A 24,275-nucleotide genomic window follows, 5' to 3' on the forward strand; every position below is an offset into this window, starting at 1 on the left:
CGCCATGAGTGGATGGACTCCCAGGGAACGGCTCGCCGCGCGGCTCGATGAGGCGGCCCGGCGGGGTGAGGCCACCTCGCAGCCCTCACAAGAGGCTCCGCTGAGTGTCGCGGACGCCTACGCAGTGCAGGAGCTGGCCGTCGCCCGGCGGCTGGACCGCGGCGAACGTCTGGTGGGCGTGAAGATGGGCTTCACCAGTCGGCAGAAGATGGCACAGATGGGTGTGGACGAGGTCATCTGGGGCCGTCTGACCAGCGCCATGCTGCTCCCGGAGGGGGACCGGATCGCTCCGGACCACTACATCCATCCGCGGGTCGAGCCCGAGGTCGCGTTCCTGATCGGGCACGACATCCCCGCTGACGCGCCGCCGGAGACGATCACGTCGGCGGTGACCGCGGTCGCCCCCGCCCTGGAGATCATCGACTCCCGGTATGAGGACTTCCGCTTCACCCTGGCGGATGTGGTGGCCGACAACGCGTCCGCCGCCGGGTTCGTCCTCGGTGCCTGGCGGGCCGTGCCGCCGTCGCTGGACTGCCTCGGCGTGCTCCTGGAGGTGGACGGCCGGATCGCCGAGGCCGGGGCCACCGCGGCGATCCTCGGGGATCCATGGCGTTCGCTGGTCGCCGCGGCACAGCTGACCGGGCGGGCCGGGATGCCCCTGCGGGCGGGGTGGGTGGTACTTGCCGGCGGAGCTACCGCGGCGGTTCCGCTGCACTCGGGGGCGCAGGTGCGTGCGGTGATCGAGTCACTGGGTTCGGCGTCGGTGGGGATGGCGACCGGCTCTCCACGGCCTTGACGGTGCGGTTCACGTCGTCGGCCAGCCAGGCCGGAGTCGGCATTCCCGTCTCGTCGCGGAGCTGCCGTGCCTGGGCCAGCAGGCCGGCGGCGCGCTGCCGGTCGGTCAGGCAGACCGTCCGGGCCAGGGCTTCGAGACCCATGGCCAGCATCCAAGGGTCGTGCACCGACTTGCCGGTGGCGACGGCGCCCTCGAAGCACTCCCGCGCCTGCGCCGTCTTTCCGAGGTCGACCAGCACCAGGCCCAGGCAGATACGGGACATCCCTGCCTCCCTGGACAGAGCCATGCGCTCGTAGGACTCCAGGGCGCTGGTGTGCAGGGCACCGGCCCGTTCCAGGTCCTTCTCGGCGCGCACGAGGATGCCCAGGCTGTTGCGGGCACTGGCGGCGGGCTCTTCGGCACCGACCCAGGCAGCGGTGTTCAACGACTCGTGCAACAGGTCACGGGCGGCGTCCGGCTCGCCGCGGAGGATGGCCAGCCGCCCCAGGTCGGCCAGCCGTGCCGCGACCATCTCGGCCAGCCCGAGGCGCCGGGCCAGGCCCAGCCCCTCGTCGGCGAGCGCCGTGGCCTCCTCGTAGCGACCGCGGCATTCGCTGACCGCACCGAGGCGGAACAGCGCGCGCAGCACTCCCCATTGGTCGCCGCTGCGGCGGTAGTGCGTCAGGGCGTGGGTGAACAGATCGGTGGCGCGTTCCACCTGGCCCTGCCAGAAGGCACCGAGTCCGGCGACGAGGTACGAACTCGCCAGCACCCAGTGGTCGGTGTCCTCGTCCAGCCCGTCGAAGGCACGGGCGATATGGGGTGCGGCCTCGTCGTGCTCCCCCTGGCGCATCAGCGCATGTGCCAGAAAGGCGGAGGCGAGGGCGAGATCGGAGTCGGAGCTGCCGGCCGCGGAGCCGACGTCCAGGGCCCTCCGGCCGAGGCGCACGGCGGCGTCGAGGTCGTGGGCGTTCTGCGCGAGGTGGGAGGCCCAGGCGAGCGCGAGGGCATGGACGGTGGGCGAGATGTCGCTGCCGTCCAGCTCCAGCGCGGCGAGCAGCCGTCGGATGCCGCTCTGCTGCTCGGCGCGGATCCACCAGTACCAGGCGAGTGCGCCCGCCAGCCGCTGGGCCGCCTCGGCCTCCTCCTGTCCGAGCAGCCAGTCCAGGGCGGTGTCGAGATTTCCCGTCTCACGTTGCAGGGTGGCCAGCCATGCGGGCTGTTCCGGCCCGCGGACCCGGCGGCCGCCCTCCTCACCGACCGTGAGGAAGTACGCGGCGTGCCGGTCCCGCACCTTTGCGTAGTCACCGGTGGCGTGCAGCCGTGCGGTGCCGTACTCCCGGATCGTCTCCAGCATCTCGTAGCGCGCGTGGTCGCCGGTGGCCACCTCGGCGGTGACCAGGGACTTGTTGACCAGGCGGTCGAGGCAGTCCCGCACGGCCGCCGGGGCGGTCTCCGGCAGGTCGGCGCAGACGGCCGCTGCCGCGTCGACGGTGAATCCGCCCGAGAACACCGAGAGCCGGTCGAGGACCGACCGCTCCGCCGGGGACAGCAGTTCGTAGCTCCAGTCGACCATCGCCGCCAGGGTGCGGTGACGCGCGGTCGCGGTGCGGGAGCCTCCCGTGAGCAGGCTGAAGCGGTCGGCCAGGTCGTGGGTGATCTCCGTGGGGGACATGGTCTTGGTGCGGGCGGCGGCGAGTTCGATCGCCAGCGGAATGCCGTCCAGCCGGCGGCAGATCTCCGCGGCCTGTACGGCGTTCCCTTCGGACAGCCGGAAGCCGGGACTGACGGCACGGGCACGCTCCACGAAGAGCTGGACCGCTTCGTGGCCGGCGATGGCTTCGGGGTCCTCTTCGGCCGGACCGGGGTAGCGCATGGGGGGAACGGGCAGCTGCATCTCTCCGGGAACCCCGAGCGGCTCCCGGCTGGTGGTGACGATGCGCAGCCGTCCGCAGTCCCGCAGCAGTGCTTCCGCCAGCTCGGCGACGGCCTCGACGAGGTGTTCGCAGTTGTCCAGCACCAGCAGCAGCTGCTTTTCCTGGAGGTACTGGAGCAGACGCTCGACGGCGGGCCGTACCGTGCCCGGAGCGGGCGCCGCCTGCATGGTGGTGGACGGCTGCGACCTGACGTCGAGGGCCTGGAGGACCGCGCTGGCGACCCGGTCCGGTTCGGAGACCGGCGCCAGCTCCACCACCCAAACGCCATCGGGCAGCGCCAGGCCGGCGGCGTCGGCCGCTTCCAGGGCCAGTCGGGTCTTCCCGGTCCCGCCGGCCCCGGTCAGGGTGACCAGCCGCCAGGAACGGATGAACTGCCGCACCTGGTCGACCAGGTCATGACGTCCGACGAAGCTCGTCAGGGGCGCTCGGAGGTTGCCCGTGGCCCGCGCGGCCGGGGCGACCGGCGAGGAAGCGGGCCCGAGCAGGCCCGCGTCGTGGATCAGTATCCGCTGCTCCAGCCGCTGTAGTTCCTCGCTCGGGTCGACCCCCAGCTCGTCGACGAGATGGGTGCGGGTCCGCCGGAACGCGCGCAGGGCTTCGGCCTGGCGGCCGGCGCGGTACAGCGCGGTCATGAGCAGGGCGCAGAAGCGCTCCCGGAGCGGGTGTGCCTCGGTGAGAGCGGACAGCTCCGGGATGACCTCGGCATGGCGGCCCACGGCGAGGTCCGCCTCGATGCGGCTCTCCAGAGCGATGAGCCGCAACTCGTCGAGACGGCCGGCTTCGGTCCGGGCGAAGCCCATGTCCAGGACATCGGCCAGGGCGGGACCGCGCCACAGGGCGAGCGCCTCGGACAGGGTGGCGGCAGCGGCCGTCGGCTCACCGGACTTCTGCGCCGTGCGGCCGGCCGCCACCAGGGCCTCGAACCGGTAGACGTCGACGTGTTCGCGGTCCACGTCCAGCCGGTAGCCGCCGCTCTCGGTCACGATCCGCTTGCTGCCCAGCAGCGCCCGGAGCCGCGAGATCTGAGCCTGGATCGTGTTCGCGGGGTGCGAGGGCGAGTCCTCGCCCCAGACCTCGGCGAGGATGCGGTCGGTCGAGACCGCCCTTCCGCTGTGCAGCGCCAAGAGGGCCAGCAAGGTCCGCTGCCGGGGCCCTTCGAGCGGAACCAGCTGGTCCGCGTCGTGGACTTCCAGCCGGCCGAGCAGCTGAACTCGCATGTGAGAAGGGTAACACCCCCGGTCAGCGGCCCCTTTGTCACGCGGCATGGCTTCCGTCGGCACCGTCCGTCTCGAACAGCGGCAGGTCGCGGTAGCGGTCCACCCGGCCCGGTGGCGCGAGGAGCGGCGCGGGGGAGAGCTCGCGGAATTCGCGGTCGAAGTACACCAGCGGCAGCCCGTCGTTCACCTGCACGCTTTCGACCTCGCCGACGAGGATGCTGTGGTCGCCGGCGTCGTACCGGGCGGATGCCCGGCAGACCAGACTGGCCAGCGCGCTGGACAGGACGGGAACGCCGTCCTCGGTGCGGAATCCGGCCCGCGCGAACTTGTCGGCGCCGGCCGTCGCGAACCGCAGGGCGAGTGTGCGGTGCTCGGGCCGCAGCACATTGATCGCGTACCGCTCGGCCCGGCGCAGCAGGTCGTGGGAGCGTGCGGACACCGCCGGACAGAACAGCACCAGTGGCGGCGACAGCGACACGGAACAGAAGGCGCTGGCCGTGATGCCCCATGCCGCGCCGTTCGCGTCGGTGCTCGTCACGATCGTCACGCCGCTGGGGAAGGTGCCCAGCGCCCGGCGGAAGGAGTCAGCGTCCATCGTTGGCCTCCGATACGGTGTCGCGCTGCGCCTCGGCGAGGCCGTCCGGGCGGCCGAGGAAGTCGAAGATCCTCTTGGTGAGGGGTTCCTTGTCGTACGCCTGGAACAGCATGCTCGCCACCCGTTCCGGTGCGCCGAAGAAGAAGCGCTCGTAGAGCGCCTGCCGGGCGCCGAAGCCCGATACGGCGACGTCCTGGGCGAGCCGGAACAGCCCGATGCGCTGCGGGGATTCGAGATTCTCCAGCGCGAAGTAGGTCTCGATGTCACCGGCGACCGCCGAGGCCAGGTCGGCCTGCGCGGGGGTGGCCATCAGCGAGCTGGAGCCGAGGAGCTGGACCAGCTCGACCAGCCGCTGGTACTGCTGCGGGAAGACGTTGCGGGCGGCGTCCAGCGGCATCCGGTCGGGCGTCATCGTGCCCCACTGGTCGGGCCTGGCGTGGGCCTCGCTCGCGGTCAGACATGCCTTCATCAGTTCCACCACACACATCGCCTCGGCGATCTGCGCCTGTGTCTGCGGGGCGCGGTCACGCTGGTTGGCCCAGGTCATCGCGCACAGCAGCCCCACCATGAACTCGGCTTTCGCGATGTTCTTGCAGACGACCTGATGCATCATGTGGATCAGTGAATTCGTCGCGGAATGCACCGAGTTGCACGAGGACGGGTCCTCCAGCAGGAAGATCCGTTCCCAGGGGACCTCGACATCGTCGAACACGACGACGGCGTCCATCTCCTCGAACCGCGCGGAGAGCGGGGCGTCGAAGGCCGACCGGCCCGTGTCGTAGCTGTCCCGGCACAGAAAGCGCAGACCGGGGGTGGCGCAGGGCACGGCGAACGCGAAGGCGTAGCGGGTCGACGACGGGTCGTCCTTGAGCGAGGTGGACGGGAACACCAGGAGTTCGTCGGCCAGCGGACCGAGCGTGGCGAGGAGCCGTGCCCCGCGCACCACGATGCCGCGGTCGGTGTGCCGGACGATCTGTAGGGCGACCTGTGCGCTGGGGATTCCCTGATCGGTGAGCCGCCGGTTGACCGACGGATTCACCAGGGTGTGGGTGAGCACGACGTCGTTCTCCCGCAGATGGCGGAAGTACGCCTGGATGTTCCGGCCGAACTCGGGGTTGACCGCGGTGAAGAACTCCGAGGCCGAAGCCAGCGCCATGATCGACGAATTGAGGTAGTCGGGCGTGCGCCCCAGCATTCCGCCACTCCATCGTGCGGCTTCCAGAAAGGCGGCGGAACGCTTGCCCAGGTCTTCCTGGGTCGCAGGGCGCAGGAAAGACATTCCGACGCGTTCCCCCGACTCGGGTGAGGGGAAGGTGAGAACGTCCCGCAGCTCCGCCTCGTGCTGCCGGCCGAGCCAGCCGCCGAGCGAACTCGCCCCGCGGCGCAGGGCGGGGTGGGAGGTGACGTCCTTGACCGATTCCCCGCCGATCCAGACCTCTCTGCCGTCCCTGAGGCCCTCAAGATATTCCTGTGCAGTGCGCGCACCCATGTGATCGATCCTCCTTCGTTGCTGCGTGGGATGTCTTACCGCGAGCCCTCGACCGGGCTGAAGGCGATGGCCTTCATCTCGATCAGGAGGTGCGGGTGCGGGAGTTGATGGACGGCCACGGTGGTTCGGGTGGGGCCGTTGAAGTCGAAGAACTCCGCGTAGGTCTCGTTGTATCCGGCGAAGTCATTCATGCTGACCAGAAAACTGGTGACATCGACGATGTCGGTGAGCCCCGATCCCTCGGCGTCCAGTATCCGTGCGATGTTCTCGATCACCGCGCGGGTCTGTGCGCGGATATCCAGCGTCACCGTGCCGAACTCATCGGCCTGCGCGCCGATATGCGTGTTGTCCGCACGTCGTGAACTGATGCCCGAGACGAAGACGAAGTCACCGACCCGCCGGAGGTGCGGATACCTGCCACGCGGCACCGCCTGATCGGCGACGACACCCCGGCTTTCCTGACCGTCATTTTCCTGGCTACGCGTCATCGCCGCACTCTCCGTTCCGGTTACGGCCGCCCACTCCGGCACTCAGGGGCATCACGAACGGCCCGGCGACCTCGTGCACGGCGTCGCAGTTCGCACAGGTCCGCAGTTCCTCGCTGCCGTTGAACCGGTCGATGGCGGCCTTGACCTGGACCTCGATGTCCGACAGGCCGAACCATGTCTCGTTGAGCCGGTCACCGCAGTTTTTGCAGTACCAGAGGATGCAATCGGGCTCCTGCTCGGTGCGCACCCGCTGGATGACCGCTCCCCAGGTCCCGGCGGGGCGCAGCGGACAGTGCGGCACCATCGCGGGCATCAGAAGCACATCGCCTTCGCGGACGGTCACGCTCTCGATGCAGCCGTTCTCGTCCCGGTAGTCGACACGAATGTCACCGGTGAGCTGAAGGAAGATTTCATCGCTCGGGCTGATGTGGAAGTCGTTGCGCGAGTTGGGTCCGCGGGACACCATGAAAATGAACTGGGACCCCTCCTTCCACAACTCCCGGTTGCCCACGGGCGGTTGAAAGTGATCGACGTTGTCGTCCATCCACCGCCGCAGGTTGAGAATGACCGGAGACACCGCCATGTTCGACCTCTCTCTCGGGGTCAGCGGCCCGCCGACCCACCGGTGACCGGTGCAGGGCGGGCAGGACCTGATACGCCCATCGTCAGGACCGGCCTGAGAAAGCGCTGACGCGGCACTGACACGTGACTGACGACGCGGATTCCGCCGGCCGCCGGCCGCCGGCCGCCGGGCTAAGGGCCCCGGTTGCCACCGGCATCAGAGACGCAGACCCGCGCGCACATGACGCCCTGCCGTGGTGTGGTGCACCTCGGTCCACTCCGCGAGGCACTCGATGATCGCCAGACCGCGCCCGTGCTCGTCGCTGTCCGCGCCGTCCCGGGAATGGGGCACCGCGGCACCGGAGTCGGTGACCGAGATCAAGAGGATGTCCCCGGCCCGGCTCAGGACGACCGTGGTGTCGGCGTGGCCGTGCTGGACGGCATTGACCGCGAGTTCGTCGATGACCAGCACCGCGGAGTCCCGCGCCGCTTCGGAAACGCCCCAGCGGCTGAGCACCCGCGTCGCGAAGGCGCGGCAGGTGCGCACGAACGGCTCGCGCGAGGGCACGGCCAGCACGGCCCGGTGAGCCGTCTTCCCGGCGTGGTCCATGGTCGGCCACGGCGGGGCCGGAGCGCGCTGCACCGGGGGCGACGCCGGGCCGCTCTCCCGGCGGAGGGCATCGAGCGCGGACTCGTCCACGCGAAGTGCGGTGCTCACCACGTCACTCATCTCCCCCGCCTCCCGGTACTCGTGCTCCTTGGATGCGGACACGAGCCATGCTTCACCGGCGGGCTGATGCGCCCCTTACCGTGCGCTGACATGTGGGCGGCACCGTGCGCTGACCTGCGGGAAGCGCGCCTGCGGACGGCATCACAGCGGCCTGCGCAGCGCGTCGGCCACCTGTAAAGGGGCGCCACGGCGAAGCCGCAGCCCGGCATCCGCACGCCGCCCGACACGCATCAGGTTTCCCGGGGCAACCAATATGCGTACACTGACATTCAGCACACCAACATTCCGTGTGCTGTCATTGAGAAGGAGTCCCTATGCGTCACCCTTCGGATCTGCGGGAACACATTGCGGCGCTGGAAGCCCTCGGCGACCTCGATCGAATCGATACGGAGGTCGACTGGAACCTGGAAGCCGCCGCGCACACGCGCTACAGCGTGGAGCGCCGCCTTCCCGCGCCGCTGTTCCAGAAGGTGAGCGGTGTCGAGGAAGGCTTTCGCCTGCTCGGCTCGCCGGCCGCGCTGAGCGCCGCCCCGGACAAGCCGTTCGCCCGCGTCGCGCTGAGCATCGGCCTTCCGCCGGAGGCCACCGGCCGCGATGTGGTGGACCGCCTGGTCGACACCTGGAGCCGCCCCGGCATCCCCCCGAAGCCGGTCAGCCGCGAAGAGGCCGAGGTCAAGCAGAACGTGCTGCGCGGCGACGACGCGGACCTGACCCGTTTCCCGGTGCCGTTCCTGCACCACGGGGACGGCAACCGCTACGCCAACACCTATGGCGTGATCATCGCCCAGACCCCGGACGGTTCGTGGACCAACTGGTCCATCGCCCGGATCATGATGGTCGACGGCAAGCACATGACCGGCCTCGTGATGCACCCCCAGCACATCGCCCAGGTCTGGCAGCAGTGGGTCGACCTCGGCAAGCCCATGCCGTACGCCCTGGTGCAGGGTGGCGACCCGGCCATTCCGTTCATCGGCGGTGTCCCGCTGCCCGACAATGTCAACGAGGCCGACTACATCGGCGCACTGATCGATGAACCGCTCAAGGTGGTCAAGGCCGAACTGTCGGATCTGCTGGTCCCCGCCGGTGCCGAGATCGTCATCGAGGGCCATCTCTCCATCGAACGCTCCGGCGTGGAGGGGCCGTTCGGCGAATACGCGGGCTACATTCCGACGGAAACCAGCCTCCAGCCGGTCTACAGCGTGGAGGCGATCACCTACCGCGACGACCCGATCTGGCCCATCGTCGCGGAAGGCACACCCGTCGACGAGTGCCACACCTCGCAGACCATCGGCATGGCCGTCGGCGCAGTGGCCGCGCTGCGCGCAGCCGGCCTTCCGGTCACCACCGTCTGGGGCTCGATGTACAGCGCCGGCCACTGGTACGCGGTGACCGTGCCCGCCGACTGGCGTGACCAACTGCCCGGCAGCACGCCCGAGGAGTTCGCCCGCCGGGTCGGCGAGGCCCTCTTCTCGACCAAGTTCGGCCACTGCCTGCCGCAGGTGTTCCTGCTCGACGACGACGTCGACCCCGCCGACGAGCATGTCTTGACGTGGGCACTGGCCACCCGGGTCCACCCCGTGGACCGCAAGGTCTGCTTCGAAGGCGGTCCGATCCTGCCGCTGCTCGCCTGCTACACCGAGGAAGAGCGGCACGCCGCACAGGGCACCAAGGTGGTACACGAGGCACTCCTCCCCGCACCCGGCGAGCGTCAGGTGACCTCCAATTTCGAGCACGCCTACCCCGCCGATGTGCGGGCCAAGGTGCTGGCCCGGCACCGGCGTTGACTCCGATGGGACGCGGGGCGGCCGGGGCCCGGCCGCCCCGCGTCCCCGGGGGCAATGCGCCTCTCCGAATCGGCGCGATGCAGGGCACTAAGGCACGTTCAAGCGAAAGGTACGTACATGCGGTTGGTCGTCGGGATGACGGGCGCCACGGGCGCGATTCTGGGCATCCGCTTGCTGGCGGAACTACGCCGGCAGCCGGACGTGGAGACACACCTGGTCATGAGTCGCTGGGCACGGGCGACCATTGAGCTGGAGACCTCGTGGACGGCGCGGCAGGTCGCGAAACTGGCGGATGCGGTGCACGGCCCCGAGGACCAGGCGGCCGCCATCTCCAGCGGCTCGTTCCGCACCGACGGAATGGTGATTCTGCCGTGCAGTGCCAAGACACTCGCCGCGATCCGGGCCGGTTACGGAAGTGACCTCGTGTCACGGGCGGCAGATGTCGTTCTCAAGGAGCGGCGGCCCCTGGTGCTCGGTGTGCGGGAGACCCCGCTGTCAGCCATTCACCTGGAAAACATGCTGGCCCTCTCCAGGATGGGAGTGACGATCCTGCCGCCCATGCCGGCCTTCTACAACAAGCCCGAATCGGTGGACGACATCGTGGATCACACAGTCGCCCGGGTCATGGACCAGTTCGGCCTCGACAGCCAACGCGCGGTGCGCTGGCAGGGACCTTCCACCGCGCGCGGCGACGGCGTCCCCTCCACGCCGCACAGCCCGGACGCGGCCGTTGCCTGAACCACAGCCGTGCTGCCCCGGCCCCCGGCCGCCCGCCGTGTTCCGGCCCCGGCGCGATCCGCGCCGCTCCACCTGCCCCTGACGCGGCCGAGATCACCCGGCCTGTGCCAAGATTCATCCGGAGCCCCACAGCGTGGCCCCGCTTGCCACCCGCCGGCGCTGCAATGATTCGGAGACACCGCGGCCATGTCCGAGCAGTCCCTCGCCGACACTCCGATGCACCTGTTGCGTCGCGCGCTGCAACAGCTCACCGCGGTCTGGCAAGCAGAGGTTCCCGACCTCACCGCCCCCCAGTACGCCGTCCTCACCGTTCTCGTCGACTCACCCGGCAGCACCCAGGTGGAGCTCTGCAAGGCCACCGCGATCGACCGGTCCACCATGGCCACCATGCTCGACAGGCTCGCCTCCCGTGGCTGGGTCACTCGCGAGGTGGACCCCGCCCACCGCCGCCGTCACCAGGTCCGGCTGACGTCCGAAGGCCATGACCTGCTGCGTCGTGTCGCCCCCGCGGCCGCCCGGGTCAACAACTGGCCGGTCGAGCGGCTCGGCGCTCAGCGGCTGGAGGAGCTCCTGCCGCTGCTGCGGGAGCTTGCCGGGGTGGACGCCGAACACGGCGGCTGAGAGTCGCCTGACCACCGCCCGGCCCGGAGCTCACCCCCGCTCGGCCTCGTCCTCCGCCGGGCCGCTTATCGGTGCCGTCATCGGCAGCCGGCGCACCCCCGGGAGGAAGCCGTCGAGTTCGCCCGGCTCGAAGCGGCACATGCCGACCACGTGCCAGAACTCGCCCGCGATGTCGCCCTCGTACTTGTAGCCGCCGGAGGACGTGAGCGTGGCCCAGCCGCCGGGCACCCCGATCAGGGTGGCCTGTAGGGACGGCTCGCCCTGGGCGGGCACGGTCCACAGCCGTACGGTGCCGTCCTCGCCGCCGGTCGCGAGCAGCGAACCGTCGGGGCTGAAGGCGGCTGAGAGGATCCGGCCCGTGTGGCCGGTCAGTTCGCCGGTCTGCCGACCGTTGCGCGGGTCCCACAGCCGTACGGTCCGGTCGTCACCTGCGGTGGCGACCAGGGGGCGGCTCGGGTGCACGGCGGCGGTCCACAGACGGCCGGAGTGACCGCGGAGCCGCTGTTCCGGCCGGCCGTCGACCCAGACGATCGCGTCGCCGTCCCAGGACGCGCTGACGAGCCAGGCGTCACCGGGCCCGAACGCCACCGTGTAAACGCGGTCCCGGTGCCCGTCGAGTTCGGCGGTCAGCCGGCTGTTACGGACGTCCCAGAGACGGACGACGCGGTCGTCGCAACCGGTGGCCAGGCGCCGGCTGTCGGAGCTGAACGCGATCGACCGCACCCGGCCCCGGTGCTGGGCCAGCGTGGTGACATGGGTGCCCGTGGTGCGGTACCACAGGCGCACCGTGTCGTCGTCGTTCGCGGTGGCGAGCAGTTCGCCGTCGCCGCTGAATGCCTCGGCCCACACATGGTCGGTCTCGGCGTCGATCTCCCGCTGGTACTCGCCCGTGGCGGCGTTCCACAGGTACACGTCGCCGTCGTTGCTGGAGGTCCCCAGGACGGACCGGCCGGCCCCGGCGGGGCTGAAGACCGCCGACACCAACCGGTCGCTGTGTCCGGTGAGTTCCCGCAGGCGGCGGCCGGTCGACGGCTCCCACAGCCGCACGAAGCCGTCGTTGCTGCTGGCGGCCAGGTACGAGCCGTCGGCGCTGAAGGCCAGGGTGCCGATCCGGCGGCCGTGGCCGCGCAGGATGCGCCGGCCCTGGCCACTGGCGGTGTCCCACAGGCGCACCATGCCGTCGTTGCCGGCCGTCACCAGCAGGGGGCCGGACCCGGCACCGCTGAGACCGCTGCGCGGCCGGAACCGGCACGTCCAGACGGAGCCGCGGTGGTCGGCGGGCTGCTGGCGCAGTGGGGTCACCGACCAGCCGGACGCGTCGCCGGAGTCGGGGCGGTCAGGACGGCGTCCTGGGCCGTCGGCCCCCGCCGTGGCGGGCTGCACCCGCCACAGCCGGACCGCGCCGTCACTGTCGCCCGCCGCCAGCAGGCTGCCCTCCATGTCGAACACCACCCGGTACACGGCACCGCCGCTCCGGCCGGGCTGCCCGGCCGGGGTGCCGGACACCGGGTCCCACAGCCGCACCTGTCCGTCGGTGTCGCCACTGGCCAGCAGCGTGCCGCTGGGGTGGAAGTCCAGGGTGTAGACGCGCCCGGTGTGGCCGGTGAACGTGTGGCGCAGCCGTCCCGAGGCCACGTCCCACACCCGCACCGTGCCGCCCCGGCCGCTGCCGTTGTCGCCGGTGGCCAGCAGCGCGCCGTCCGGGCTGAACTGCGCCCGGTTGCAGACGCCTTCGTGGCCGGGCAGATCTCTGCGCAGCCGCCCCGTGCGGGTGTCCCACAGGCGGACGCCCGCGGCCGCGTCGCCGGTGGCCAGGGTGCGCCCGTCGGGACTGAAGACCGCGGTGAAGACGGGCGCCGCATGCCCGGACAGCTCGTGCCGCCGGGTGCCGGAGGCCGTGTCCCACAGGGTGACGGTGCCCTCCGCGTCACCGGTGGCGAGCAGCGTGCCGGTGGCGTCCAGGGAGACCGGCCACACCCCGCTCGGGTGGATCTCCAGCCGGTGCAGACAGGCACCCGAGACGGCGTCCCACAGCCGCACCGTGCCGTCCGCCCCGCCGGTGGCGAGCAGGCCCTGGCGGAACTTCACGGCGTAGACCCGGCCGACGTGCCCCTGGAGGGTGCGCAGCGCGGTGCCGGTGGCGGCGTCACACACCAGGACACCGCCGTCCTCGCTGCCCACGGCGAGCAGTTCGCCGTCCGGGCTGTACGAGACCGGCTCGGGCAACCGGACCGACTGCACGCCGAAGCCGTAGGGCACACCGACCGCGGAGGGCCGGAAGCCCGCGTCGACGGGCATGCCGGGAGCGGCCGCGGCGGAGCGCAGCTCGGGGCTGCGCAGGGTGTCGTCGTCGGTGGTCGTGTCGATCAGCGCGGCCCGGTTCCAGATGCTGCCCTCGGCCCGGATGCCGCGCAGGTCGGCGCGGATCAGCCGGGCCCGGCGCAGGTCCGCGCCGCGCAGATCGGCGCCGGTCAGATCGGCCTCGTCCATCCGCGCGCCGACCAGGCGGGCATCGCGGAGCACGGCTCCGGAGAGGTTGGCGCCGACCAGCTGGGTGTCGCTGAGGTCGGCACGGGTGAGGTCGACGCCGGAGAAGTCGCGGTGGGAGAGGTCCTCGCCTGCCAGCGCGGCACCGCGCAGGTCGGTGTGGGCGGGTACCCGGAGACGGGCGAGCACCTTGACCGCGTTGGCCCGCGCGACCTCGTCGGCCTGACCGCGCCGCCGCGTCTCCCCGTCGGCGTTCTCGTTCCCGCCGTCCAGGACCCGCTCCGCCCACTCCTGGCAGGTGCGGTGGTCGGCGAGGTCGCAGAGGAACTCGACGGTGAGCTGGCTCAACGGGCGGCGGGCCAGCAGCTCGTGCTCGCCGCGGGCGAGCCGGGACGCGGACTCGGAGGCGACCAGCCACTCCACGATGGAACTGTGGATGAACTGGAACAGCCCCTCGTCGCTGCGCACCAGCAGACTGCCGGAGCCGATGGTGTGGGCGGCCTCCCCGGGGGACAGCTGGATGTCCGCGAGCCCTGTCAGCGTCGTCGCGACATCGGTGAGTTCGTCCAGGCTCAGGGTGCTCCGGCCGCTGGACCACAGCCGCAGCGCGAGCGTGGTGACCGCGTCCCACCGCTGGTCGAGGTTCATTCCGGGGGCGGCGCCCGCGCCGCCCTGGCCGCGCTGCTCCTCGAACTGGAGCCAGGAGGTCAGCACCTCCTCGTACAGCCCCGCCGCGCTGAGCGCGCGTCCGGCACCGGCGACGGCGCGCAGCCGGTCGTGGTCGAGGTCGGCGACGAAGCTGAGCAGCCGTGGGTTGCGGCACAGCGCCAACAGGTCGGGGATGCCTTCCAGGAGCCGCACCCGGCGGTCGGCGGACTGCGCGTCTCCGTAGCGGTTGGCCAGGTAGGTGCGGATCTGCTGCGGGGTGAACTCCTGAAGGGCGAGCACCCGGCGCTGCGGCAGCAGTCCGACCCGCTCACCGAGGGCGGTGAGCACCTGTGACTGCGACTTGAAGTGCTGGTTGCGGCTGCTGACGACGACCTTGGCGTGGTCCACGACGGCGTCGAGGAGGACCTGGAGCCGGTCGGTGGCCCGCTCGTAGCTGACGCGGTTGGCCAGTTCGTCGAAGCCGTCGAAGAGCAGGACGATCCGGCCCTGCTGGAACATGTAGCGGAAGGCCCGGAGGTTGACGGAGTCGACGCCGTGGTTGGCCAGGTGAGCGGCGACCAGGCCGTCCAGGGAGTACGCCCGGTCCAGGGTGTTCAGCTCGATGAACAGCGGTACCAGATGGGGCATCTCCTCGGGGATACGGCGGGCGAGCTCCCGCAGCGCGAAGGTCTTGCCGTGCCCGAAGTCCCCCAGGAGCAGCAGGAACCGGCCGTGGTCGGCGTCGAGCAGCCGCAGCATGTCCTCGACCAGCCCGTCACGCTCCTCACCGCCCGGCCGTTCGATCTCCCGGTAGCGCTGCGGGAGGTAGAGGTCGGGCCGGTAGCGCTGGTCGGTGCGCAACCGCTCGGTCTGGGCAGTGACATAGTCGCGAAGGTCCAGCAGGCCCTGGAACTCGGTGAAACTGCGGACGCGGACGCCCCGGCGGCGGGCCCGCTCGCGCAGGTCGCGGGCCGGCGACGGCCCGTCGTGGACGAGTTCCGCGTCGGGTTCGGTGTCGGAGGCGTGGACGTGGTCGAGGAAGCCGTCGATGTCCTCGGCGGAGGGGGTGCCGTGGCAGACCCCCACCCGCTGCTGCCGGACGAACCCGGACTCGGTCCAGGTGACCAGGAGTTGGGGCAGCCGGGCGGTGATACGACGCAGCTGGGCACCTTCGTGGCGGGTACGGCAGACCTCGGCGACCCGGGCGACCAGCTCGTCGAGCGGGTCGCCGAGGGTCCGGGCCTCCACCCCGGGCTCATGGCCCGGCACACTCGGCTCCGCGGTGGGCGGTGCCGGCACGACGGGTGCGCCCTCGTCGGCGCCGGGCTGCGGACGCGGCGGCCCGAACACGCGCTGGGCGCGCCGCCAGCCGGTGTCCACCTGCTCCGGTTCCGTGCCGGGCCGCTCGTGCCACCGGGTGAGGCCGTCGCGGGTGAGGCGCAGGAGCTGGTGCCGGGCGGGCCCGGCCGCGCCGTACACGGGAAGTTCCCCGGCGGTGAGAGCGAGGGATGACATGGCGGACGGCACGGACGGGGCGCGGCGGTCGCTGTCGGGGCCGTGCAGCAGGAGGTGGAGCCGGGGCGCGGTGAGCCGGGCGAGGGCGGCGGTGTCACGGAGACGGCCGGGGCCGTGCGTGGCGCCGGGGCGGTCCCCGTCCTCGTCGACCGGGTGCCGCAGCGCGCCGAGGCGCAGCCAGCCCTCCTCCTCGTACGGGCGCAGGGCCTGGGCGAACCACGCTGCCTGCTCGGGGCCGAGCCAGCCGTACTGGTCATCGGGCCGGTGGCTGTACGCCATCGAGGAGTTGAGGCCCGCGATGACCGTGCGCAGCTCCGGGACGGGGAAGAGGCTCCACGGCTGATCTCCGTCGAAGACGACATCGAGGCCCTGGTAGAGCTCGTGGAACAGCCGTGCGTAGTGCCGCCACTTGGGCCAGTAGGGTGGCTTGGGCTGCATCTCGTCGGCTTCACAGGTGCTGAAGTAGGCGCGGCAGGCGGCCTGGCTGACGTCCTGGCCGCCGGGCACGACGGCGAGGCGGTGCGGTTCGAGGCCGAGCAGCGAGCGCAGGCCGGTGAGGAAGCTGAGGGCCTGGTCGCACTCGCGGGGGCTCCCGGAGGCGGTGAGGTCGCCGGTGACGACGAGGAGGTCGGGCGCGGGCGCACCGGCGTCGGTGAGTTCGACCAGGTCGCCCCAGATGGCCGCCTGGAGTTCGGCCGGGTCCTGGCCGCGGCCGAAGGCGGGTCCGGCCAGGTGCAGTACGGTGACCGCCTCCCGGGCGTGGTGCGCACCGGACTCCTGCGGGTACTGCGGCGAAACCGCGGGGCGGCGGCGCCCCGCCCAGCCGGGGCGGCCGAGCGGCCGGCCGGATCCGGACACCGGCCGCGGGATGCCGGCCGGGGCGCCGGCGCCGGTCCCCGGCCCTCCGGGGTATCCGGGCCGGCTGGTGGGCCGGGCCCGCCCGTCGAGTGCCTGGCCCACCCGGGTGAGCAGCATCTCGCGGGCGGTGCCGGTGTCGGTGACGCCGACCAGGTCGACGTAGGTGATGGTCGCGAGCAGTCCCTCGACGGGGATGTCCTCGACCCGGACGGTCAGCAGTCGGCGCTCCGGTGCATCGGGGTCGGCACGCAGCGCGGCCTGCCACTCCATGCGCCCGTAGCGGGAGCGTTCGTAGTTGCTGGAGAGTACGGCGATGACCGCGGCGGATTCACTCACGCCGCGGTCCATGAAGTCCACGAAGTTGGTGCCCGGCACGAAGTCCCAGGCTTGAAGGACCGTCCGGTAGCCCGCCTCCTCCAGTGTCCAGGCGATCCAGGCCGCCCATCGCTCGTCAGCCGGTGAATAGCTGATGAAGAAGTCCAACAGGCCGGATTCCGGGCGGGTTTCGGGGTCTCCGAATTCCTGACGAGCCACCATGCCTGCCATCCTATGTTTCCTCGTCAAGCGGCTGCACAGCGTTTACCCTTTTGCCTGTGCGTGCCATACAACGCCTGCATCCGCTGGACTGGCTTGCCGTCGGGCTGCTCGCCTGCGGTCTGCTGTTCACGGCGACGGGCCTGCTTCCCATGGAGTCGGCCGGACAGGCGATGGTCCGGATCGGTCCCCTTCTCGCCTTCCTCGCCACGGTCATCGTGCTGGCCGAACTCACCAGCGAGGCCGAGGTTTTCGACGTCGTCGCCTCGGGCGTGGCCCGCGCCGGACGGGGCCGCTACGCACGGCTGTTCGTGCTGTGCGTGGCCTTCGCCTCGATCACCACGATCACCCTCAACCTGGACACCACGGCGGTGCTGCTGACCCCGGTGATGCTCGCGCTGGCCTCCCGGGTGAAGATCGCCGCGGTACCGCTGGCGATGACGACGGTATGGCTGGCCAACACCGCCAGTCTGCTGCTGCCGGTGTCCAACCTGACCAACCTGCTGGCCGCCAACCGTGTGGCGCTCCGCCCCACGGAGATGGCCGCCACGATGTGGGCTCCGCAGCTGGCCGCCATCGCGGTGACGATGGGATGCCTGTGGCTGTTCTTCTGGCGCCGGGGGCGGCGCGGGGCGGAAGGCTACATTCCCCCGGAGCGGCACCGCCCCGGCGACCGGGTGCTCTTCCGGGTGTGCGCCGTCGCCTGTGCGGGGTTCCTGCTGGCGATGCTGCTCGCCGATGTACCGCTGTGGCTGGCCTCCGCGACGGCGGCGGTCGTGGTGGTCGTGGCCTTCGCCGTGCGCCGCCCCGCCAGCCTGCGTCCGTCACTGGTGCCGTGGCGGCTGCTCGTCATGGTGCCCGGCCTGTTCCTGGTGGTGGAGACGGTCAACGTCAACGGACTCCATGAGCTCCTGACCGCCGCGGTGGGCACGGACGGCGGGGTTCTCGGCATGCTCCGCGCCTCCGCGGTCGGCGGCGGCCTGTCGAACGTCCTCAACAACCTGCCCGTCTATCTGGCGGGCGAGTCGGCCGTCCCCCTCGGGAACCACCAGCAGCTGCTCGCCCTGCTCATCGGCACCAATGTCGGCCCGGTGGTGACCCCGTGGGCGTCGCTCGCCACCCTGCTGTGGTTCGAGCGCTGCCATGCCCAGGGCGTACGGGTGCCGCTGCGCAGCTTCATGGCAACGGGCGCGGTGCTCGCGGTGGGTGCGGTGCTGGCGTCCACGGCGGCGCTCGTGGCAACGACATGAGCGGGCACACACGCTCCCCGGTACGCCGGGCAGGCGCCTCGCCCCGCCCGCGCGGCCCGTACCGGACTTCGCGGGCCGGGCGGGATTTCGCGGGACAGCCCTGCGGGACGGGCCTCAGCTCCGGCCGACGAGGTCGAGCAGATAGGGCATGTCCTCCGGGCGGCCGGCGACAAAGCTGCGGTCGCTGTCGGGCCCGGCGAGGGTGCCCCGGAACGTGCTGCCGTCCAGGGCCCGGATCTCCAGCCCCGCCTCCGCCGCGAGCAGCGCCCCGGCGGGGAAGTCGATGAGCTCGGCCCGGTAGCCGACGAACCCGTCGATGTCCCCTCGGGCGAGCATCGACCAGGTCAGCAGCGGTGCCCAGAGTTGCAGCAGCCGACGGGAGCCCGTCTCCAGGGCCGACTTGAGGGCCCGTGCGGCCGGATCGTCGCGGGCGACAGCGTGCCCCTGGGTCCAGGCGAGCAACGGCCCGGAGGCCGCGCGCGGGCCGCTGGGCCCCGTCATCCGTCCCAGCGGTCCGTAGGCCCCACAGCCGGTCAGGGCCGACCAGGTCCGGTCGGTGACCGGCTCGTGAACGACGCCGACCACCGGTGTGTCGTCCACACACAGCGCCACACCGACCACATAGGCGGGCAGCCCGATGACGACGTTGTTGCTCCCGTCGAGCGGGTCGACCAGCCAGGTTCTGCGCGGGCCCGGCCCCGCCCCGGCGTCGCCTCCCAGCGCTCCCGCCTCCTCGGCGAGAATCAGGTCGTGCGGAAAGCGCTCGCGGAGGCGCTGCACGACGAGCTGCTCGGCCAGCAGGTCGAGTTCGGTGACCACATCGCCACGGTCGTCCTTCGGCCGCACGCCATACTCCCCCTGGAAGCGCGAGCGCACCAGCGCGCCGGCCTCCCGTGCGATGGCCACGGCCAGGTGCCCCTCGGCCGCGAACTGCGACAGGGCAAACGCCTCCGTTGCGCACGGCCCTGCCGGCGGCGGCCCCGGCGGGTCTCCCGAGCCGGCCGGGTCATTCCGGGTGGTGCCCATGGATCCTCCTGAGGGCGGACCGCGCGGACCGGGCGGTCCGAACGCCGTCGCATGTCTGTCGTACCACCCGGTGCCCGGTTCCGTGCACCGGTCCGAGGGACAGGTCGGTGTGCTGCGGGACCGAGCGGCCCAGCACCAGGGTGGCCGCGACGCTGCCGCTCGGGACGACAGTGCTGTGGAACTCCCCGGCCGGCAGCCGGTAAACCTCCCCGCAGACGCTGGTCTGCCCGGGGCCGGGCTCGCAGCGCACCAGGCGTGAAGTCGGCTGGATCTCGTCCACCCCCGAGGGGCTGCTGTGCACCTCGAAGACCCTGTGCGTGGGCCGCGCATGCTCCGGACGCACCCGGATACGCAGATTCCCGACCTCGCCGTAGAGCACGAAGCTGGTCAGTTCCCAGCTGTGGCAGTGCAGGGGAGAGGTGGTGAGGGGGACCGGGCCGGCGGCGTCGGGCTCGAAGAGGTGCACACAGACGCCCTGGTCACCGTCGCGCAGCACCGGCAGACAGAAGAAGCCCAGCGGATGGTGGACGGCGTGCAGCTCACGCCGTCCGGCGGCGACCTCTTCGAGCGCGGTGGACGCCGCGCCGAAGAGCAGCTCGGCCCCTCCGTCCCGCCCCATGGCCCGTTCGAGAGTGCCGTAGTCCATGGGGAGTTGCCCGGGGTGTCGGCTTGGCGGGCTCACCTGACCTCCCGAAGGGTGCTGCGGTCTGCGGGCCGGGCGGGACTCTGCGGACACGCCCCAGGCCGCGCACACGAGTGGCCGGTCGCGTCGGGCTCTGCGGCACGGCGCCGGGCTGTGCCTGCAGCCCCGGTGTCGGTCGGCACAACGGCCCTCCTCTCCACGGTCGGCCGGGAAACAGGAGCCCAGGGGCGCCCGGTGGTGCCGGGCGCGCCCAGGCGTGGCAAGACATCAACTCCGGTACGGGTTCTCCGCGTGCAGCGCCTTGTCGATGATTTCACTGACGTCTCTGTCGGTGACGGTGGAGGACAGCGCGAGGTCCAGGCTCTCGAAGAGCTGGCGTGCCTCGTCGACCGTGGGCTCGTCGCTGAGCGGCACCGCGTGGTGCAGGCTGAGGGCGAGGGCCTGCTCCCGGGCCTGGTGCAGCTCGGTGAGGTAGTAGTCGTAGAGCGGACGCCCCCGGTCCACCAAGAGGTTGACCCGGCGCAGGTCGTCCTGCGTGATGATCAGGCACGAGTCCGTCAGGTCGAACCGGAGGGTGGGCACGACGGACGACAGATGCACGTCGATCTCCAGGACGTCCAGCCGCTGCTTGTACCAGCAGGCCGCCAGGACGGTGGCGTACGCCTCCTTGCGGGTGCGCTCGGCGCTCCAGGTCTGCCGCTGCGCCGTGTCCGCCTGACCGCCGTGGAAGGTCCGCCGGAAGCGGGCGTACGCCTCACACGCCTGTAGGTCAGCCGGGTTGACGATGTCGATCTTCATCGTGAGGGAGCGGCGCTGCTCCTGCGCCTTCCGGACGCACTCGGGGAGCGTGACCGCGCGCAGATATGTGCCCGTGCCGCCCTTGAACACCCAGCGGTCGGTGTTCTGACGGGCCTCGTCCAAGGCGCGCCGGACCTCGGTACCGGACAGCGAGCGCACCATGGCGAGGTCTTCCAGCGCCTGCTGTGTCCCGGCCGTGGCCTCCTTGATGTCGGCGACCCGGCGCCGCCGTTCGGTGAGCGAACCGAAGACCAGCGCGGCCAGCACCAGCAGCGTGGCACCGGCGGTGACGTTGTCCGAAACGGCGTCGCTGAAGATGTCCATCAGGCCGACGACCATGGCGCCGGCGATGGCGACGACCCCGTCGAGGTGTCTGAAGGTCCACGCGACCGCAGCCTCGATCCGATTCCCTGTCGATGGTCCTGGCACGTGTCCTGAAGGTGCGTCTCTGCGCGCCACTCGGTCCAACTCCTCCCCCGGGTACCGCAATCGTAGGAGCTGAACCGCATGGTCCGCCAGCAATTACGATCATCGAGGGGTGCCATCTGCGCCACAGCTGCCGCACAGCGATACGTTCCCGGTACCGGGTAACGCCCTGCGGCGTTCGTCGGGAGGCGCGAGACCGGCGATCTTTCCTCGGACCCCGGGCGCAGCCCCTGCGCGAGCTCGTTGAGCAGGAGCGGGCGGCACCCATCAGGTCGTGCTCAGGCGCGTTCGCACAATGCGCATGGACGGCGGAAGAGCCTCGGATCCCACGAACACGGTCTCCTCGGAGAGCCGAATGGTGCGCAGCGAGCTGACCTTCTTGAGGCTGCTCACATCGAAACTGGTCAGCGGGCTTTCGAAGGTGACGGTGTGGAGATTCGGGAAGTACGCCAGCCACTCCCAGGTGGTGTCCGAGTCGGCCTCCACCCACAAATGAGTGAGGCGGGACCCGTCGCAGGCGGTTTGGAACTCCCGAGGTGTGATCGTTCCTGTCATGCGGATGCGACAACGGCCACCGAATCGTTGAAGCGCATGCAATTCCTGTGCATTCGAGACGCAGAAGTAGAGATCTTCCTCTCCGAGGTGGGCAATGACTTCCTCGGCGAATCGATCGCACTCGAAACGACTCCAGACCCTGGCCAGTTCCGAACGGACACGGAGGTCCGAGAGGTCGCGGTATTGCGCCAGTACGGAGATCGCGGCGTCGGTGGCGAGGCGTGTCGCGGACAGCACCGTGAAGTACGCCTCGTCGGCGGAGAGCCCCTGCGGCCCGGGAAGCAGGTCCAGAACGACGGGGCCCACATCGGCCAGAGCGCGCGCCTGATCTGCCGATCGAGGAGGAATCAGTGCCGCGGCCCGCTGTTCCACCTTCATCCGCACATCCGGGTTCAGCTCTGTCGCATGTTCCAAACAGGCCGCTGCCAGCAGATGGAGACGCCTGCTGTCCTTCTCGGATGCGTCACCTCGTTCTATGAGACCGGTCAGCAGCCGGGTTCGCTCCATGGTCCGGGCGTGGGCGACGGACATCCGGATGACGTCTTCCCATTGATCGAGATGCGCGTGCGCGATGAGGAAATCGAAGTCAAGACCTTCCACCGCAGCCTTGGCGCCCAGGTAGTCCTGAAAAGTGCGGTGAATGAAATCCATCGAACCTGCACTGGGTTCGCGCAGGAGACCACTGCGGATCAGCAGGTGGTGATAGATCTCCTCAGCAGTCCCCTGGTCGGCGATCTTCGGCATCGCGGGTAGTGCGTGCTCCAGCAGCTCGACGGCGTCGGCCCGGTCCATCTCGGAACGACCGTTGCGGATCATCCAGTAGGCCAGCTTCTGGATCAACTGGATGTGATGTTCCTCGCCGATGCGGATGGTGCCCGGCTTGTAGATTCCTCGCTCACGGTCACGCCGGGACAGCAGCATGGAGAGAGCGGCGTCGTAGACCTCCTTCCGGCCGTCCGGGAGGTAGCCGCGGCGGTCCTGGTGAAGGGCGCAGATCAGCGCGCACATCAGGGGGTTGGTGGCGAGCCGGCCCAGGTCCGGCTTGGTCCGCACGGACCGCAGGAGATCTGTGGCATAGCGGTCACCAATGCCCGCGGCTTTGTGCCACCGCTTGATGAACTCGGCGACGTTCTCCCGGCTCATCGGAGCAAGGTCGAGCTCTGCGAAGTCGTCACCGACCAACCAGTTCTGGCGTACGGCCGAAGGCCGAGAGGTCACCAGCCACCGGTTGCGGGGGTAGGAACTGACCAGCTCCTGTAACCAACGACGAGCCTCTTGGCGTTCGCTTTCCGGGATTTCATCGATCCCGTCGACCAGGAGCAACCCACGCCCGGACCGCAACACCCTGTCGAACCACCCCGTGGGCTGGAGGTTGGCGATGGGACAGTCCACGGCGGCCAGGAATCCGTCGGGCGTGGGGAGTTTGGCGCCGCCTCGGGTCAGCGTGCGCAGTGGCAGTACAAATGGCACCAGGCCGTAGAGATACAAGAGACGTTCGTCGAGAGCCTTCCGCGCCGTGGATACCGCCAGCCACTGGACGAGCGTCGTCTTCCCTGACCCCGCTACGCCCCGGAGCAACACTCGATCACGGCCGGCCAAGATGTGATCGGCGGGGAGGAGGGTGGGCAGGTCGCGCGTTCCGCCGCCCGCTGCGTCCAAGCTCAGATAGGCGGCGTCGAGCGGCCAATTCTCCGGCGCCTCGGAAAGATCGAGCCCAAAGATGGTCAATTTGCCGTGCTTGGAGGCGATGTACTCGGCGTAGCGCTCCTCGAAAGGCCCGTCGGCCGGCGACGGAGTGCGTGCGATCAGGGAGTCGATCTTGCGAGACAACTCTTCGATCCGACGGCTGTGTTCGATCAGCGTACGGGCCACAAAGGTTGATCTCTGGGTGAAGAACTGAAGGATGTGCAGGCACGCGGTATCGAGCACGCTCGCATGGAGTGTCACCGCGTCGCTGGACAGACCGAGAGTGGCCGAGGGGCTCTGCGACCGCAAATGCCGGGAGAGGGCCAGGTGCCCGAGCTGTACGGCCTGCACGTCGTCCATGTCGATGTAGCCGAGCGATCTCAGCGAGTCCGCTACGGCATGGGCCACAGCACGCTGTTCGTACGGGGGCAGACGTTCCTCGACGCCGGTGGACTGCGCCGCGCGGTTCACCAGTTCCTCGGCGATCTTGTGCAGATCTTCGTCCGACAGGGCTCGCTTCTCGCCCTTGAACGAAACGAGCTTCGAGACGCGCAGCGGCTTGTCGACCAAACCGGCGCCGGGGCCGTCAGCTACGAACAGTTTCTTGACCAGCGGGGCTACAACACTTGAGGCGAGGCGAGCGCCAATGGCGGCAGCTTCCATTTTGCTCCCCGGCTGGTATGTGGACGGCAGCCAACCGTCGGCCCGGCAGCAGCTTAGGAGATGGAGTGAGGGGTTGCCCGGGAAACAGTCCAAGTGCGGTGGCCGGCCGCCCGTCGCTGCCAAGAGGCTGGTCCGGCCGGTCAGGGCGAGCATGGGCCTCCGGGCCGGCAGGGACGGCCGCCGGTGCGCGCACGGGACCCGTCGCGGGTAGGAAGCGGGAACGGGGGGACTGGCTGACACAAGGGCGGGTT

The 24,275-nt window shown here is 70.6% G+C and carries 16 protein-coding genes; 5 read left to right on the forward strand and 11 right to left on the reverse strand.

Going from position 1 to position 24,275, the window contains the following annotated elements:
• The first annotated feature begins 4 nt into the window (after nt 1–4).
• A complete protein-coding gene (locus tag ACFWJW_RS02525) occupies nt 5–796 on the forward strand; it encodes a 2-keto-4-pentenoate hydratase (RefSeq protein WP_387233776.1) in 792 nt (263 codons plus the stop codon).
• Here ACFWJW_RS02525 and ACFWJW_RS02530 read toward each other — a convergent pair.
• The 6 genes from ACFWJW_RS02530 to ACFWJW_RS02555 form a co-directional block, all read right to left on the reverse strand.
• On the reverse strand, nt 693–3,929 hold the full coding sequence (locus ACFWJW_RS02530) for a BTAD domain-containing putative transcriptional regulator (protein ID WP_387233779.1): 3,237 nt from the start codon (nt 3,927–3,929) through the stop codon (nt 693–695). The two genes, ACFWJW_RS02525 and ACFWJW_RS02530, sit on opposite strands and share 104 nt — an antisense overlap.
• 37 nt (nt 3,930–3,966) lie before the next feature.
• Nucleotides 3,967–4,524: a flavin reductase family protein gene (locus tag ACFWJW_RS02535; RefSeq protein WP_387233782.1), complete on the reverse strand. Its 558-nt coding sequence runs from the start codon at nt 4,522–4,524 to the stop codon at nt 3,967–3,969.
• The gene (gene hpaB, locus ACFWJW_RS02540; RefSeq protein ID WP_387233785.1) at nt 4,514–6,013 is read right to left on the reverse strand and encodes a 4-hydroxyphenylacetate 3-monooxygenase, oxygenase component; all 1,500 of its coding nucleotides are present in this window, start codon (nt 6,011–6,013) and stop codon (nt 4,514–4,516) included. Before hpaB ends, ACFWJW_RS02535 begins: the two co-directional genes overlap by 11 nt.
• Before the next feature lie 35 nt (nt 6,014–6,048).
• Nucleotides 6,049–6,501, reverse strand: coding sequence for a RidA family protein (locus ACFWJW_RS02545; RefSeq protein WP_387233788.1), 453 nt, complete (start codon nt 6,499–6,501; stop codon nt 6,049–6,051).
• Nucleotides 6,491–7,084, reverse strand: coding sequence for a 3-hydroxyanthranilate 3,4-dioxygenase (nbaC, locus tag ACFWJW_RS02550; protein WP_387233791.1), 594 nt, complete (start codon nt 7,082–7,084; stop codon nt 6,491–6,493). The genes ACFWJW_RS02545 and nbaC overlap by 11 nt, the downstream gene beginning before the upstream one ends.
• A gap of 195 nt (nt 7,085–7,279) precedes the next feature.
• Nucleotides 7,280–7,834 (reverse strand): ATP-binding protein, encoded by a 555-nt coding sequence (locus ACFWJW_RS02555; protein WP_387233794.1) that lies wholly within the window; start codon nt 7,832–7,834, stop codon nt 7,280–7,282.
• A gap of 272 nt (nt 7,835–8,106) precedes the next feature.
• On the opposite strand from ACFWJW_RS02555, the gene ACFWJW_RS02560 reads away from it, so the two are divergent.
• From ACFWJW_RS02560 to ACFWJW_RS02570, 3 genes are all read left to right on the forward strand, one after another.
• Nucleotides 8,107–9,576 (forward strand): UbiD family decarboxylase, encoded by a 1,470-nt coding sequence (locus tag ACFWJW_RS02560; protein WP_387233797.1) that lies wholly within the window; start codon nt 8,107–8,109, stop codon nt 9,574–9,576.
• A 117-nt stretch (nt 9,577–9,693) separates the two neighbouring features.
• Entirely contained in the window at nt 9,694–10,314 is a 621-nt protein-coding gene (locus tag ACFWJW_RS02565; RefSeq protein WP_387233800.1) for a non-oxidative hydroxyarylic acid decarboxylases subunit B, read from the forward strand.
• 186 nt (nt 10,315–10,500) lie between these two features.
• Complete coding sequence (locus tag ACFWJW_RS02570; RefSeq protein WP_387233803.1) at nt 10,501–10,935, forward strand: MarR family winged helix-turn-helix transcriptional regulator; 435 nt, start codon at nt 10,501–10,503, stop codon at nt 10,933–10,935.
• A 30-nt stretch (nt 10,936–10,965) separates the two neighbouring features.
• Here the strand turns inward: ACFWJW_RS02570 and ACFWJW_RS02575 are convergent, their stop codons facing one another.
• Entirely contained in the window at nt 10,966–16,980 is a 6,015-nt protein-coding gene (locus tag ACFWJW_RS02575) for a TIR domain-containing protein (RefSeq protein WP_387233806.1), read from the reverse strand.
• Nucleotides 16,981–17,036: 56 nt separating this feature from the next.
• On the opposite strand from ACFWJW_RS02575, the gene ACFWJW_RS02580 reads away from it, so the two are divergent.
• Entirely contained in the window at nt 17,037–18,227 is a 1,191-nt protein-coding gene (locus tag ACFWJW_RS02580; protein ID WP_387233808.1) for an SLC13 family permease, read from the forward strand.
• Between the two features lie 114 nt (nt 18,228–18,341).
• On the opposite strand, the gene ACFWJW_RS02585 is transcribed toward ACFWJW_RS02580, so the two are convergent.
• From ACFWJW_RS02585 to ACFWJW_RS02600, 4 genes are all read right to left on the reverse strand, one after another.
• Entirely contained in the window at nt 18,342–19,253 is a 912-nt protein-coding gene (locus ACFWJW_RS02585; RefSeq protein WP_387233811.1) for an inositol monophosphatase family protein, read from the reverse strand.
• On the reverse strand, nt 19,234–19,899 hold the full coding sequence (locus ACFWJW_RS02590; RefSeq protein WP_387233814.1) for a hypothetical protein: 666 nt from the start codon (nt 19,897–19,899) through the stop codon (nt 19,234–19,236). Before ACFWJW_RS02590 ends, ACFWJW_RS02585 begins: the two co-directional genes overlap by 20 nt.
• 264 nt (nt 19,900–20,163) lie before the next feature.
• On the reverse strand, nt 20,164–21,123 hold the full coding sequence (locus tag ACFWJW_RS02595) for a hypothetical protein (RefSeq protein WP_387233817.1): 960 nt from the start codon (nt 21,121–21,123) through the stop codon (nt 20,164–20,166).
• A 264-nt stretch (nt 21,124–21,387) separates the two neighbouring features.
• A complete protein-coding gene (locus tag ACFWJW_RS02600) occupies nt 21,388–24,024 on the reverse strand; it encodes an NACHT domain-containing protein (protein ID WP_387233820.1) in 2,637 nt (878 codons plus the stop codon).
• Nucleotides 24,025–24,275: the final 251 nt, after the last annotated feature.

Origin of the sequence: Streptomyces sp. NPDC127097 (assembly GCF_042724075.1) — a bacterium.
Classification (GTDB): domain Bacteria; phylum Actinomycetota; class Actinomycetes; order Streptomycetales; family Streptomycetaceae; genus Streptomyces.